Raw genomic sequence first — 12,331 nt, forward strand, 5'->3', positions numbered from 1 at the left:
AAGCCCTGCTGTGGATACCAGGGACCGGGTCGGGGCGCCGAGGGGCGTCGGCACCCCGACCCGGGGACCGCGGCGGCCAGCAGGAGCCGTCAGAGGGCGGCCGGTCGTCGGGCGGCGGTCGGTGCGGCGGCCCGCACCGCCGTGACCTTCACCGGCTCCGTCCCGGCCGCGCTGTGCCGTTCGGCCCAGTTCTCCAGGGCCGTGCGGCAGGCGTGGTCGAGGTGGTGCAGACCGGACAGGTCGAGGCGGACCGGGCGGTCCTGGGGGAGCGACTCCAGGCTGTCCAGGATCTTCGGCAGCCGCAGGAAGGTCGCATTGCCGGTGAGGTGGGCGTCGACGGGTCCCGCCCCCTTGTCGATCACCTCCAGCTTGATGTGCGAGGCCTCCCAGGCCGTCTTGACCACGGCCAGCGCGAGACCGATCAGCACCCCCTCGAACATGCTGACCGCCACGATGGACAGGGCGGTGACGGAAAGGATCAGCGCCTCGCCCCGGTGCTCGCGCCACAGCCCGGCCAGTGCCCGCACCGGGACCAGCTTGGCACCGGCGTGGATCAGGATGCCCGCGAGCGCCGGGATCGGGATGTAGGCCAGCACGCCCGGCAGCAGCGCCGCGAACAGCAGCAGCCACACCCCGTGCAGGACGCGGGAGGCCTTGGTGCGGGCGCCCGCCTGGACGTTGGCCGCGCTGCGCACGATCACCGCGGTCATCGGCAGGGCGCCGAGCAGCCCGCACACCGTGTTGCCGACGCCCTGGGCGAGCAGCTCCTTGTCGTACGCGGTGCGCGGCCCGGTGTGCAGCCGGTCCACGGCCGCCGCGCTGAACAGGGACTCGGCCGAGGCGATCAGCGTGAAGGCGACGATCGTGCCGAGCAGTCCGACGCCCGCCAGCTCGCCGAACGCGCTGAACGGCGGCGGCTGTACGGCCCCGAGCAGGCCCTGCACCTCGACCGTGGCCACCGGCAGGTCCAGCGCGAACACGGCCACCGTGGCCAGGCCGACCGCGGCCAGCGGGCCGGGCAGCGTACGCACCTTCGCCGGGAGGTGCTTCCAGAGCAGCAGCACCGCGACCGTTCCCGCGCACACCGCGAGCGAGGCCACGGCCTCGCCGTCACCCAGGGCGTCCGGCAGCGCCCTGGGCAGCCCGGCGATCTTGGCCAGCCCGGAGTCGGGGGCCTTGGCGGCCAGTGCCGGGTACAACTGCCCGGCGATGAGGACCAGTCCGATCCCGGCCAGCATGCCCTCGACGACGGAGACCGAGATGGCGCGGAAGTAGCGGCCCAGTTTCAGCAGGCCCATGCCCGTCTGCAGAAGGCCGGTGGCGAGCACGATCACGCCGAGCGCGGGCAGCCCGAACTCCTTGACCGCCTCGAAGACGAGCACGGTCAGACCGGCCGCCGGACCCGACACCTGAAGGCTGCTGCCGCGCAACAGCCCGGTGACGAGTCCGCCCACGATGCCGGTGATCAGGCCGAGTTCGGCCGGGACCCCGGAGGCGACGGCCACGCCCACGCACAGCGGGAGCGCGACCAGGAAGACGACGAGGGAGGCGGCGAAGTCCTGCCGCAGATACGGGAAGCGGGCTATGAGGGTGGGGTTCTTGCTGGTCATCGGCGCGCTCACAGGGACTCGAAGGTGTCGGTCTGCGGGCGGTGCGTCCGTACGGCACCGGTGTGCACCTCGTAGTACCAGGCGTGCAGGCCCAGTCGGCCCTCGGCCAGCTTCCGCTCGACGCACGGGTACGAGCGCAGGCGCAGCAACTGGGTCAGGACATGGGCCTGTACGCCCTCGGCGACCTCCGGATCCTCGGCCGCGCCGGCCGGTCGCGGGGTGGCGTGCGCGAGCCAGTCGCGCACGGCGGGTACGGCGGTCAGGTCGTCGCCGCGCACGAGTGCGCCGACGGCACCGCAGTGCGAGTGGCCGCAGACGACGATGTCGCGGACGCCGAGCACCTCGACGGCGTACTCGATGGTGGCGGCCTCGCTGGTGGGGTGCTGCGAGGTGTGGGGCGGGACGATGTTGCCCGCGGTGCGCAGCTCGAAGAGCTGGCCGGGGCGGGCACCCGTGATCAGGGCCGGGACGACCCGGGAATCGGAGCAGGTGATGAACAGCACCTGGGGGGACTGGCCTTCGGCGAGCCTGGCGAACTCCTCAGGGCGCTGTCCGAAGGTACGGGCGTTGTCGATGAGGGGCTGCATGTGTGTGGGTTCCTCCTGGCGCGCCTGCACGGGCGCGTCGGACTTGAACGACGGTTGTGTGTGGGGGCGAGAGCGGAAGCGCTCGTCTAGCAGCGGAAGACCTGAAGCGCTGCCGGGGTGTGGGCTCTGAAGGCTCTGGAGGCCGGGTCGTGCGCGGTGCCGGGAGTGTGCGACGGGCCCGTACCGGCCGCCCGGCCGGCTATGAGGGGGTGTGCCTGCGCGCAGCCGGAGGCCGAACAGCGCTGCCGGTCGCGCAGATGCGGCAGACCCACGGGTGCGCCCGAGCGGCCCGGCGTGCGGACCGAGTCCCTCTCCTCACGCACCGGCGGCACGGAGGACGGCGTTCCGGCCTCGGCTTTGGCCTGTGCCTGACCGAGCGTATACGCGGGTGCGAAGGTTCCCGTGGGAGCGAAGAGCTGGAACGCGAGCAGGAGTACAGCGAGGAGGGTGAAGCGGGTCCGGGCCGTCGTACCTCGGAACATGCGCCCCCCTCCCGTCCGTTCGCATCTCTTGTGCGCACCAAACATTGGTCAATGGATGGTCAAGAAACACGTTAACCCTGCAAAGTCCTTTGCAGGGTTAACAGCACGTTACGAGAGCAAGAGAGCGTGAAAAGTGTCGGTCGCGTGGCGTGATCTGACTCTTGACCACGCGCCGGCTCGTGACTAGTGCACCGGCGCTAGACGCCGACGAGCCCCTTGGCGTCGCGGGCCAGCGCGGTGAGCCGCGATATCGCGCGGAAGTACTTCTTGCGGTAGCCGCCGTTCAGCATCTCCTCGCTGAACAGCTTGTCGAACGGCAGCCCCGAGGCCAGGACCGGGACCTCGCGGTCGTAGAGGCGGTCCGCGAGCACCACGAGCCGCAGCGCGGTCGACTGGTCCGGCACGGGCCGCACATCGGTGAGGCACACCGCCGTCAGTCCGTCGGTCAGGGCGCCGTACCGGCTCGGGTGCACCTTGGCCAGATGCTCCAGCAGATGCGGGAAGTCGTCGAGGGAGGCGCCCTCGGTCGCGTACGCCGCCTTCGTCACCTCTTCGTCGGTAAAGGGCTTCGGGGCCTCGGGCAGACCGCGGTGCCGGTAGTCCTCGCCGTCGATGCGCAGGGCGCGGAAGCGGGCCGCGAGGCCCTGTATCTCGCGCAGGAAGTCGGCGGCCGCGAACCGGCCCTCGCCGAGCTTGCCCGGCAGCGTGTTGGAGGTGGCGGCCAGCGCCACACCCGCGTCGACCAGCTTGCCGAGCAGTGTGGACACGAGGACGGTGTCGCCCGGGTCGTCCAGCTCGAACTCGTCGATGCACAGCAGGCTGTGGCCGGAGAGGGTCTGCACCGTCTGCTGGAAGCCGAGGGCGCCGACCAGGTTCGTCAGCTCCACGAAGGTGCCGAACGCCTTGCGGGAGGGTTCGGCGGGGGTGGCGTGCCACAGGGAGGCGAGCAGGTGGGTCTTGCCGACGCCGTAGCCGCCGTCCAGATAGACCCCGCGCGGCCCGGCCGGGGCCTTGGGGGCCTTCGCCTTGCCGAAGCCGAGGAAGCCGCGCCGGCCGGCGCCGGAGGCGTGCGCTCCGCCGAGTCCGGCCGCGAAGCCCTCCAGCACCCGTACGGCCTCGGTCTGGCTGGGCTGGTTCGGGTCCGGGAGGTACGTGGAGAAGCGGACCGAGTCGAAGCGCGGAGGCGGCACCATCTCGGCGACCAGCCGGTCCGCGGGGACGCGCGGCTCACGGGTGCACAGGGAGAGGGGGCCCGCGTCGGTCACAGGGCTGGATCCGGGGGCGGCGGTGGAGGACGACACGATTACCCATGCTAAGCGCCGTGTCACACTGCACGACATGCGACGCCTGTTCCCTGTGACCGACGAAACAGCAGCCCAGGCCTTCGACGGCACGCCCGAGGGGGAGGGGGTGAGCGGGGTCACCGGGACACGGGTGACGGATGCGACCGGGACCGGGGAGCAGGGCGCGCCCCGTGGCTGCGTCTCCGCCGACCGTGAGTGGACGCTCGCCGAGCTGGCCGCCGCCTACGCCTACCCGGAGCCGGCCCCGGCTTTGGCCCCGGGCGACCGCGTGCCGTGGCTGCGGGCCAACATGGTCTCCACGCTCGACGGCGCCGCCCAGCACGAGGGACGCTCCCAGCCCATCTCCAGCGCCGCCGACATGCGGATCTTCGGCACGCTGCGGGCGCTCGCTGATGTGATCGTGGTGGGCGCGGAAACGGTACGGCAGGAGGGGTACCGCCCCGCACGCGCGCGTGCCGAGTTCGCCGCGGCCCGCGAGGCCGCCGGACAGGCCCCGGCCCCCGCGATCGCGGTCGTCTCGGCCGGCCTGGAACTGGACCTCTCGCTCCCGCTGTTCACCTCGCCCGTGGTGCCCACGCTGATCCTGACCGGGGCCGCGGCCGCCCCCGACCGGGTGGCCGCCGCCCGGCAGGCCGGGGTCACGGTGGTGATCGCCGGTGACGGCGCGGGCATCGAGCCCGCGCGCGCGGTACGCGCCCTCGCCGGGCTCGGCCTCACCCGGCTGCTCACCGAGGGCGGTCCCCGACTGCTCGGCCAGTTCATCGCCGCCGGGGTGCTGGACGAGATGTGCCTGACCCTGTCGCCCGTGCTCACCGCGGGCGACGCCCAGCGCGTCGCCGGTGGGCCGTCCGTCGCCGTGCCGCGCCGGTTCGAACTCGTCTCGCTCCTCGAGGAGGCCGGATTTCTGTTCGGCCGTTACCGTCGGTCCTGAATAGGCGGAAGATGTCGTTCCGCTTAGCTTCCGGAGGGCAGACTTAGTCCGGCAGAACCCGTGCGATCGCGGGGCAGGATGGTTTCCGCAGGGGCTCGTCGGGGCCCACGGAGGAGAAGAGGCGTTTGGTGTTCACAAGCGTTCTGATGATCGAGAAGGCCTTGACGTCCGCCGACGTGGAGTTCGTCACCACCTTGCACGGGGACGAGCCGGTCGCTTTCCACGTGCTCCTCCAGCCGCGCGGCGACCAGGCGGACCGCCTGCTGCGGGCCATCGACGACATCGCGCTTGGCGAACTCGACGAGGCGGTTCGCGAACGGGAGACCCCCGAGGGCGAGGCGGCGAAGAGCGTCGGACGGCAGGCCCTCGACGTGTCGCTGCAGGCGCTGCGGTCGGCGGGAAGCCGGGCGGAGGGGCGGCTGGTCGAGGATCATCCGCTGGACGCCCTGAAGTCCCTGGTCGCGGAGGTGTCCGCGGACGAGGTGATCGTGCTCACCGACCCCCACTACGTGGAGGAGTTCTTCCACCGGGACTGGGCGTCCCGGGCTCGGCACAAGGTGGGGGTGCCGGTCCTGAAGCTGTTCTCGCACAGCAAGGCGTAGACACCCCGCTGCGTGGGCCGCGGGGGGCTCGCGCGGTCCCCCACCCCTGACCCGGCCGCCCCGCACCTCCGACCCGGCTGCCCCGCGCCCCTTGCGGGGCGGCCCGTGCTCCAGCGCATAGGCTAGTGCCCCGGCAAGCAACGTTCGCCCCGTCGCGACGCCCGGCACGCACTTTCGCCGCACCGCCCGAAAGCCCACGTACGCCCAGTACGAGGACTTCCGGCCGGCACGCCGAGAGCACGCACCGGACGCCGCTCCTCGGCGGGCGAACGTCGTCTGCCGGGGCACTAGGGCCCGCTCAGCCTCGCACCGCAATCCTGGGGAGAAACACATGGCACCCGGCCTTCCTACCGCCATGGACCGACCGCACTTCATCGGCATCGGCGGCGCCGGGATGTCGGGGATCGCCAAGATCCTCGCGCAGCGCGGGGCCGAGGTGGCCGGCAGCGACGCCAGGGATTCGGCGACAGCCGAGGCGCTGCGGGCGCTCGGGGTCACCGTGCACGTCGGGCACGCCAGGGAGCACCTCGCCGACGGCGCCAGCTGTGTCGTCGTGTCGTCGGCGATCCGCGAGGACAACCCCGAGCTGGCCCGCGCGGCCGAACTGGGCATCCCGGTGGTGCACCGCTCCGACGCGCTCGCCGCGCTGATGGTGGGGCTGCGTCCGATCGCCGTGGCCGGTACGCACGGCAAGACGACGACCACCTCGATGCTGGCCGTCTCCCTGACCGAGCTGGGCCTCGACCCGTCGTACGCCATCGGCGGCGACCTCGACGCGCCCGGCTCCAACGCGCTGCACGGCGAGGGCGACATCTTCGTCGCCGAGGCGGACGAATCGGACCGCAGCTTCCACAAGTACGCGCCCGAGGTCGCCATCGTCCTCAACGTCGAGCTGGACCACCACGCCAACTACGCCTCGATGGACGAGATCTACGAGTCCTTCGAGACCTTCGCCGGGAAGATCGTCCCCGGCGGCACCCTGGTGGTCTGCGCCGACCACGAGGGGGCGCGGGAGCTTACCCGGCGCCTGGCGGGCTCGGTGCGGACCGTGACGTACGGCGAGGCCGAGGACGCGGACGTGCGGGTGACGGCCGTCGTCCCGCAGGGACTGAAGAGCCGGGTGACCGTGCTGCTCGGCGGGCAGGAGCTGACCTTCACCGTCTCGGTGCCCGGCCGGCACTACGCCCTCAACGCCGTGGCCGCGCTCGCCGCCGGTGCCGCGCTCGGCATCCCGGCCACGGAGCTGGCGCCCGCGATCGCCGCCTACACCGGGGTCAAGCGGCGGCTGCAGCTCAAGGGCGAGGCCGCCGGGGTGCAGGTCATCGACTCCTACGCCCACCACCCCACCGAGATGACCGCCGACCTGGAGGCCATGCGCGCCGCCGCCGGGGACGCGCGCATCCTCGTCGTCTTCCAGCCGCACCTGTTCTCCCGCACCCAGGAGCTGGGCAAGGAGATGGGCCAGGCGCTGGCTCTCGCCGGCGCCTCCGTGGTCCTCGACATCTACCCGGCCCGCGAGGACCCGATCCCCGGTGTGACCAGCGAGCTGATCATCGAGGCCGCGCGCGCCGCAGGCGCCGACGTCACCGCCGTGCACGACAAGGCCGAGATCCCCGCGGTGATCGCGGGAATGGCGAAGCCCGGTGATCTCGTTCTCACCATGGGCGCGGGTGATGTGACAGACCTGGGCCCGCTGATCCTGGACCGCCTGTCGCAGTAGAGGGGCTGAGAGCTCATGTCGTACGACGTCGAGAAGCCGGACGAGCAGTGGCGCGCGGAGCTGAACCCGGCCGAGTACGCCGTGCTGCGCCAGGCCGCCACCGAGCCCGCCTTCACCGGTGAGTACACGGACACCAAGGCCGAGGGCGTCTACTCCTGCCGTGCCTGCGGCGCCGAACTGTTCACCTCGGACACGAAGTTCGAGTCGCACTGCGGCTGGCCGTCCTTCTACGACCCGAGGGACACCGACGCGGTGGAACTGGTCGAGGACCGTTCGCACGGGATGGCGCGCACCGAGGTGCGGTGCGCGCGGTGCGGCTCGCATCTCGGGCACGTCTTCGCGGGCGAGGGCTATCCGACCCCGACCGACCAGCGGTACTGCATCAACTCCATCTCCCTGCGGCTGACGCCCGATAAGGGCTGACCGCCTCGGTCGGCGGCCTCACTCGATCAATCAACACTCCGAATCTGGCAAAAGAGATGCTGGACAGGGCCTGATCGGTCGAAGATGAACGCCGTCGGAATCCGGAGCGGGAGAGGCGGCGCAGCGTGGGTACGGACGTTCGCCACGATGCAGGCGCCGCGCTGCCCGCGTCGCGCGCCTGCTTAGGCCCCGCACGCGGACTGCTTCCGGCCATGTGCCCTCACCGAGCCCGTGACCACCGGGAACGGCGGGGGCGCCGGGCGGTGCGCCCTCCGGAATGTCGCCGCGGACGGCATCGAGCACCTCCTGCCCCACCTGCCCTGACCGCGCCGGACACCGCTTCGGCCGCGCGAGGGGACGGACGACCCGCACCCTCGCCCGGGGCCGCCGAGGGGGCTGGGATGGATGAGGCTCGTGCCCCACTCGCTCCGGTTTGAGACTCTGTGAGGGTGTTGGGTGTGGCGCGCTGGATTCAGTCCCGTCGCAGGCCTGTGCCAGCCGACAGCGGTCGTCACCGCGAGAACGGCGCCGGCCCCGAGGGAACTGCCGCGTCCGGGGACTCCGCGGACCCCGCGGGTTCCTCGGAGGCGGCGAAGGGCGTGCCGGCTGCCGTCACGGAGGCGGCCGGTGCGCGGCTGGGCGTGCTGCGGGACGCGCTGGCCGGGATCGGCACGACCCTCGACGAGGGCACGACCTGCGTCGAGCTGACCCGCGCCGCCGTACGACTGGCCGGCGGCGCGGCCGCCGTGATGCGCCGGACCGGCCAGACCATCTCCGGGTACGAGGCGATCACCGGGGACGCCGACGCGCTGCCCGACGCCCGCTGGGCGGCCGCGGTGGCCCGCGAGGCCGCCGTACCGGCGCTCGGCACCGAGCCGGCGCCCTGGCTTGAGTATGTGGGCGGCACCCGCCCCCGTACCGCCCTGTGTGCGCCGCTGACCAGCGGCGACGACGTGTACGGCGTCCTCGTGTGGGAGCGCTCGGGGCCGCCGCTGCGCCGTGCGGAGGGCGAGCTGATCAGCCTGCTCGCCGAGCGCGCCGCCTCGCACATCCGGCACGCACGCGACTACGAGACCGTCAATCGCACCGCCGGTGACCTGCAGCGCGCCCTGCTCTCCGAGCCCGGCCGCCCGCACCCCAACCTCGACATCGCCATCCGATATCTGCCGGCCGGCGGCGGCGTCCTGGTCGGCGGCGACTGGTGCGAGACGGTACGCCTGCACTTCGGCCGGACCCTGCTGGTGGTCGGCGACGTCATGGGGCACGGCCTGGAAGCCGCCGTCGACATGAACGCCTACCGTTCCTCCCTGCGCTACATCGCCTCCGCCGACCTGCCCCCGCACCGGGTGCTGCGGCAGATGGACGAGATCTCCTCCAAGGAGGCGGAGCTGCGGCCCGCCACCTGTCTGCTCGCCCGTGTCGACCCGGGGCGCCATCAGGTCACGCTGGCCAGCGCGGGGCATCTGCCCCCCGTGCTCATCGCCCGGGACGGCGAGGCCACGATGCTGCCCGTCCCCGTCGGACCGCCGCTGGGCACCGGGTTCGGCGGCTACGAGTCCGCCACGCATCCGCTGGCCGCGGGAGAGACCCTCGTGCTGTTCACCGACGGGCTGGTGGAGCGCCGGGGTGAGGACATCGACCGGTCGCTGGCCCGGCTGTCCGCCGTCCGCTTCCCCGTCTCGGGCGGGCTGGAGGACGTCCTGGACACCATCCTCGGCCGGCTGGACGCGCGGCACGCGGAGGACGACGTCGCCGCGTTGGCCGCCCGGTCGCACATCCGTCAGGGGTTCTCCACCGACGCGGCCTCGACGTAGGGAGGCGGGCCGTACGGCGACCGACGGTGGGTGACGGCCGCTCGCCGGTCCACAAGGTCGGCGATCGGCGGGTCGTCGTCCACGACCAGCAGTCGTACGTCCTCCACCCGCCCGTCCTCCACCCGCCCGTCCTGCGCCACCCGATCAGCGCAGTCCGAGCTGCCGACGCCCACCGGCCCTATCGATACTCGAGTGAAAGTCGTCCGACAGGAGAACGACAGCGACTGCGGGCGAAGCTCGTCACCCAGGATCCGATCAAGGAGCTGCCGTCCGTGACGACCCTCCAGACCCGCCCCGAGCCCGCCACGGTGATCCGCCCCCGGGCCGTGGCCCGTACCGGCCTCTCCACCCTGCTGGTTGCCAACGCGGCTGCGGTCGCCTGGTTCTTCGTCCAGGCCGGTTTCGCCTCGAACACGCTGATCGTGCTGGGCCGCCTCGCCGGCCTGTACGGCGCTCTCCTCATGGCCTTCCAACTGCTGCTCGTGGCCCGGCTGCCCTGGCTGGACCGCCGTATCGGCATGGACCGGCTGACCTCCTGGCACCGCCGCACCGGCTTCGGCGTGCTGTGGGCCCTGCTCACTCACGCCGTGTTCATCACCTTCGGCTACGCCCAGGCGTCCTCGATGGACCCGGTGAGCCAGCTCGTGGACCTCGCCGAGACCGCCGAGGGCGTGCTGCGCGCCGTCGTCGCGCTCGCGCTGATCGTCGTGGTCGGCGCCGTCTCGGCCCGCTGGGCCCGCCGCCGGCTCGCCTACGAGACCTGGCACTTCATCCACCTGTACACCTACGTCGCCGTGGTCCTCGCCTTCACCCACCAGGTCTCCACCGGTACGACCTTCACCTCGTCGCCGGCCGCGAAGACGTACTGGTACACGGTGTGGGGCGTGGCGCTCGGCGCGGTGGGCGTGGGCCGGCTGGTGCTCCCGCTGTGGCGCAACCTGCGCCACCAGCTGCGGGTGACGGCGGTCGTGCCGGAGTCCGACGACGTCGTCTCCGTGTACGTCAGCGGCCGCGATCTGGACCGGCTGCCCGCCCGCGCCGGCCAGTTCTTCCTCTGGCGCTTCCTCACCCGGGACCGCTGGTGGCAGGCCAACCCGTTCTCGCTGTCGGCCGCCCCCGACGGCCGCACCCTGCGCCTGACCGCCAAGGCGGCCGGTGCCGGCAGCGCCGCCCTGCGGCACATCAAGCCCGGCACCCGTGTCTTCGCCGAGGGCCCCTACGGCGCCTTCACCACGCTGCACCGCACCCGCCCCGGGTCCGTGCTGATCGCCGGCGGTGTCGGCGTCACCCCCATCCGGGCGCTGCTGGAGGACATGGCGGGCCACGCCGTGGTCATCTACCGTGTGGCCACCGACCGCGACGCCGTCCTCTACGACGAGCTGCGCGACCTCGCCCTCGCCAAGGGGGCCGAACTGCACCTGGTGACCGGACCGATCGTCCCCGACCGGCTCGCGCCGAGCGAACTGGCGCGGCTCGTACCGGACATCGGCGACCGGGACGTCTTCCTGTGCGGGCCGCCCGGGATGATGGCCGCCGTGCTCCGCAGCCTCGCCGACCTGGGCGTGCCCAAGCGGCAGATCCACTTCGAGCGCTTCAGCCTCGCGGGCTGAGAGAGGGCGTCCCATCGTGAAGCGAGTCATTCCCGTCTTCCTGCTGACCGTCGCGGGTCTGATACCGGTGTGGCGCTACCACCCGTCGACCGGGACGGCGGCCACGACGACACAGGCCGCGGTGCCCTCCGCACCCCCGTCGCCCACCTCGTCGTCCGCGTCGACGGTCGCGTCGGCCCCGAAGGTCGTCCCAGGCACCGCGGCGAGCACCGTGAAGGGTGTCTTCCAGGTGGAGGTGACCTTCCAGGGAGACCGGATCGCCTCCGTGCGGATGCTGCAGGCCCCGCACCATCCGCAGACCAAGTGGGCGATTCCGGTGCTGATCGCGGAGACGCTCAAGGCGCAGAGCGCCCGCATCGACTCGGTGTCCGGCGCCACGGTCACCAGTGCGGGATACCGGGAATCCCTTCAGGCCGCGATCGACGCCAAGGGCTCCTGACATGCGGCGTGTCGAACACGTCATGGGGTTTCCGGTCTCGCTGCGGATCGACGACGAGGGCGACTTCGACGCGGTCGCGGACGCCGTCTTCGCGTGGCTGCGCGAAGTGGACGTCCGCTTCAGTCCGTTCAAGCCCGACAGCGAGGTGTCCCGGTACGGGCGCGGCGAGCTGGCCGGCGGCGAGCTCAGCGCGGACCTGACGGAGGTGCTCGCCCTCTGCGCGGACCTGCGCGGCGCCACCGGCGGCGCCTTCGACATCCGGCTGCCCGGCCGGGGCCTCGACCCGTGCGCGGTGGTCAAGGGGTGGTCGGTGCAGCGGGCGGCCGACCTGCTGACGGCCGCCGGGGCGCGGCGGTACTGCCTCAACGCCGGTGGTGACGTGGTCGTCTCCGGCGGGCCGTGGCGGGTCGGGATCCGGCACCCGGAAGAGGCCGACCAGGTGTGCGCCGTGCTGGCGGTCACCGACGCGGCGGTGGCGACGTCCGGGGGGTACGAGCGCGGCGACCACATCCTCGACGGCCGCACCGGACGCCCCGCGACCGGGCTGCTCAGCCTCACCGTGGTGGCCCCGACCCTGACCGAGGCGGACGCGACCGCCACCGCCGCCTTCGCCCTGGGCGCCGAGGGCCCGGCCTGGGCCGCCGCCCGCACCGGCTGCGAGGTGTTCGCGGTGGACACCACCCGCCACGTCCTGCGCACCCCCGGGCTTCCCGTGACGTAGCAATTCACCCGCCAAAACGCTGCAACACTCGCGGTCTAGACTCTCCCCGCAACGGCCTGCGCACCGACGACCTCGGCCGAAAACGGGC

General features: G+C 72.5%; 13 protein-coding genes. 8 read left to right on the forward strand and 5 right to left on the reverse strand.

Going from position 1 to position 12,331, the window contains the following annotated elements; translation table 11 throughout:
• Positions 1–89 precede the first annotated feature (89 nt).
• From AQI95_RS18565 to zapE, 4 genes are all read right to left on the reverse strand, one after another.
• Entirely contained in the window at positions 90–1,610 is a 1,521-nt protein-coding gene (locus AQI95_RS18565; protein ID WP_067125015.1) for a SulP family inorganic anion transporter, read from the reverse strand.
• A gap of 8 nt (positions 1,611–1,618) precedes the next feature.
• Positions 1,619–2,197 carry a carbonic anhydrase gene (locus AQI95_RS18570; RefSeq protein ID WP_067124369.1) on the reverse strand — a complete coding sequence of 193 codons (579 nt, stop codon included), beginning with the start codon at positions 2,195–2,197 and terminating at the stop codon, positions 1,619–1,621.
• Between the two features lie 86 nt (positions 2,198–2,283).
• On the reverse strand, positions 2,284–2,679 hold the full coding sequence (locus AQI95_RS18575; protein WP_067124371.1) for a hypothetical protein: 396 nt from the start codon (positions 2,677–2,679) through the stop codon (positions 2,284–2,286).
• A gap of 197 nt (positions 2,680–2,876) precedes the next feature.
• Positions 2,877–3,980 carry a cell division protein ZapE gene (gene zapE, locus AQI95_RS18580; RefSeq protein ID WP_067124373.1) on the reverse strand — a complete coding sequence of 368 codons (1,104 nt, stop codon included), beginning with the start codon at positions 3,978–3,980 and terminating at the stop codon, positions 2,877–2,879.
• Positions 3,981–4,017: 37 nt separating this feature from the next.
• Between zapE and AQI95_RS18585 the strand changes: the two genes are divergently transcribed.
• The 5 genes from AQI95_RS18585 (at position 4,018) to AQI95_RS18605 (ending at position 9,473) form a co-directional block, all read left to right on the forward strand.
• Positions 4,018–4,914 carry a pyrimidine reductase family protein gene (locus tag AQI95_RS18585; protein ID WP_079071324.1) on the forward strand — a complete coding sequence of 299 codons (897 nt, stop codon included), beginning with the start codon at positions 4,018–4,020 and terminating at the stop codon, positions 4,912–4,914.
• 128 nt (positions 4,915–5,042) lie between these two features.
• Complete coding sequence (locus AQI95_RS18590; protein WP_107121694.1) at positions 5,043–5,516, forward strand: indole-3-glycerol phosphate synthase; 474 nt, start codon at positions 5,043–5,045, stop codon at positions 5,514–5,516.
• A 331-nt stretch (positions 5,517–5,847) separates the two neighbouring features.
• The gene (murC, locus tag AQI95_RS18595) at positions 5,848–7,236 is read left to right on the forward strand and encodes a UDP-N-acetylmuramate--L-alanine ligase (protein ID WP_067124377.1); all 1,389 of its coding nucleotides are present in this window, start codon (positions 5,848–5,850) and stop codon (positions 7,234–7,236) included.
• Positions 7,237–7,251: 15 nt separating this feature from the next.
• Positions 7,252–7,659 (forward strand): peptide-methionine (R)-S-oxide reductase MsrB, encoded by a 408-nt coding sequence (gene msrB, locus AQI95_RS18600; RefSeq protein WP_067124379.1) that lies wholly within the window; start codon positions 7,252–7,254, stop codon positions 7,657–7,659.
• A 599-nt stretch (positions 7,660–8,258) separates the two neighbouring features.
• Positions 8,259–9,473 carry a PP2C family protein-serine/threonine phosphatase gene (locus AQI95_RS18605; protein ID WP_067125020.1) on the forward strand — a complete coding sequence of 405 codons (1,215 nt, stop codon included), beginning with the start codon at positions 8,259–8,261 and terminating at the stop codon, positions 9,471–9,473.
• Here the strand turns inward: AQI95_RS18605 and AQI95_RS47360 are convergent.
• A complete protein-coding gene (locus tag AQI95_RS47360; protein WP_159056540.1) occupies positions 9,440–9,613 on the reverse strand; it encodes a hypothetical protein in 174 nt (57 codons plus the stop codon). The genes AQI95_RS18605 and AQI95_RS47360 overlap by 34 nt on opposite strands.
• A 132-nt stretch (positions 9,614–9,745) precedes the next feature.
• On the opposite strand from AQI95_RS47360, the gene AQI95_RS18610 reads away from it, so the two are divergent.
• The 3 genes from AQI95_RS18610 to AQI95_RS18620 are packed head-to-tail and all read left to right on the forward strand — an operon-like array spanning position 9,746 to position 12,243.
• On the forward strand, positions 9,746–11,083 hold the full coding sequence (locus AQI95_RS18610) for a ferredoxin reductase family protein (protein ID WP_067124381.1): 1,338 nt from the start codon (positions 9,746–9,748) through the stop codon (positions 11,081–11,083).
• A 16-nt stretch (positions 11,084–11,099) separates the two neighbouring features.
• Positions 11,100–11,522: an FMN-binding protein gene (locus tag AQI95_RS18615; RefSeq protein ID WP_067124383.1), complete on the forward strand. Its 423-nt coding sequence runs from the start codon at positions 11,100–11,102 to the stop codon at positions 11,520–11,522.
• Position 11,523: 1 nt separating this feature from the next.
• Positions 11,524–12,243 (forward strand): FAD:protein FMN transferase, encoded by a 720-nt coding sequence (locus AQI95_RS18620; protein ID WP_067124385.1) that lies wholly within the window; start codon positions 11,524–11,526, stop codon positions 12,241–12,243.
• Positions 12,244–12,331 lie beyond the last annotated feature (88 nt).

Source organism: Streptomyces yokosukanensis, assembly GCF_001514035.1.
Taxonomy (GTDB): Bacteria; Actinomycetota; Actinomycetes; order Streptomycetales; family Streptomycetaceae; genus Streptomyces; species Streptomyces yokosukanensis.

What these genes read in the sequence shown, in the direction of transcription:
- msrB (WP_067124379.1), top strand. Translation starts at nt 7,252, where the DNA reads ATGTCGTACGACGTCGAGAAGCCGGACGAGCAGTGGCGCGCGGAGCTG.
- AQI95_RS18585 (WP_079071324.1), top strand. Translation starts at nt 4,018, where the DNA reads ATGCGACGCCTGTTCCCTGTGACCGACGAAACAGCAGCCCAGGCCTTC.
- murC (WP_067124377.1), top strand. Translation starts at nt 5,848, where the DNA reads ATGGCACCCGGCCTTCCTACCGCCATGGACCGACCGCACTTCATCGGC.
- AQI95_RS18565 (WP_067125015.1), bottom strand. Translation starts at nt 1,610, where the DNA reads ATGACCAGCAAGAACCCCACCCTCATAGCCCGCTTCCCGTATCTGCGG.
- AQI95_RS18575 (WP_067124371.1), bottom strand. Translation starts at nt 2,679, where the DNA reads ATGTTCCGAGGTACGACGGCCCGGACCCGCTTCACCCTCCTCGCTGTA.
- AQI95_RS18570 (WP_067124369.1), bottom strand. Translation starts at nt 2,197, where the DNA reads ATGCAGCCCCTCATCGACAACGCCCGTACCTTCGGACAGCGCCCTGAG.
- AQI95_RS18620 (WP_067124385.1), top strand. Translation starts at nt 11,524, where the DNA reads ATGCGGCGTGTCGAACACGTCATGGGGTTTCCGGTCTCGCTGCGGATC.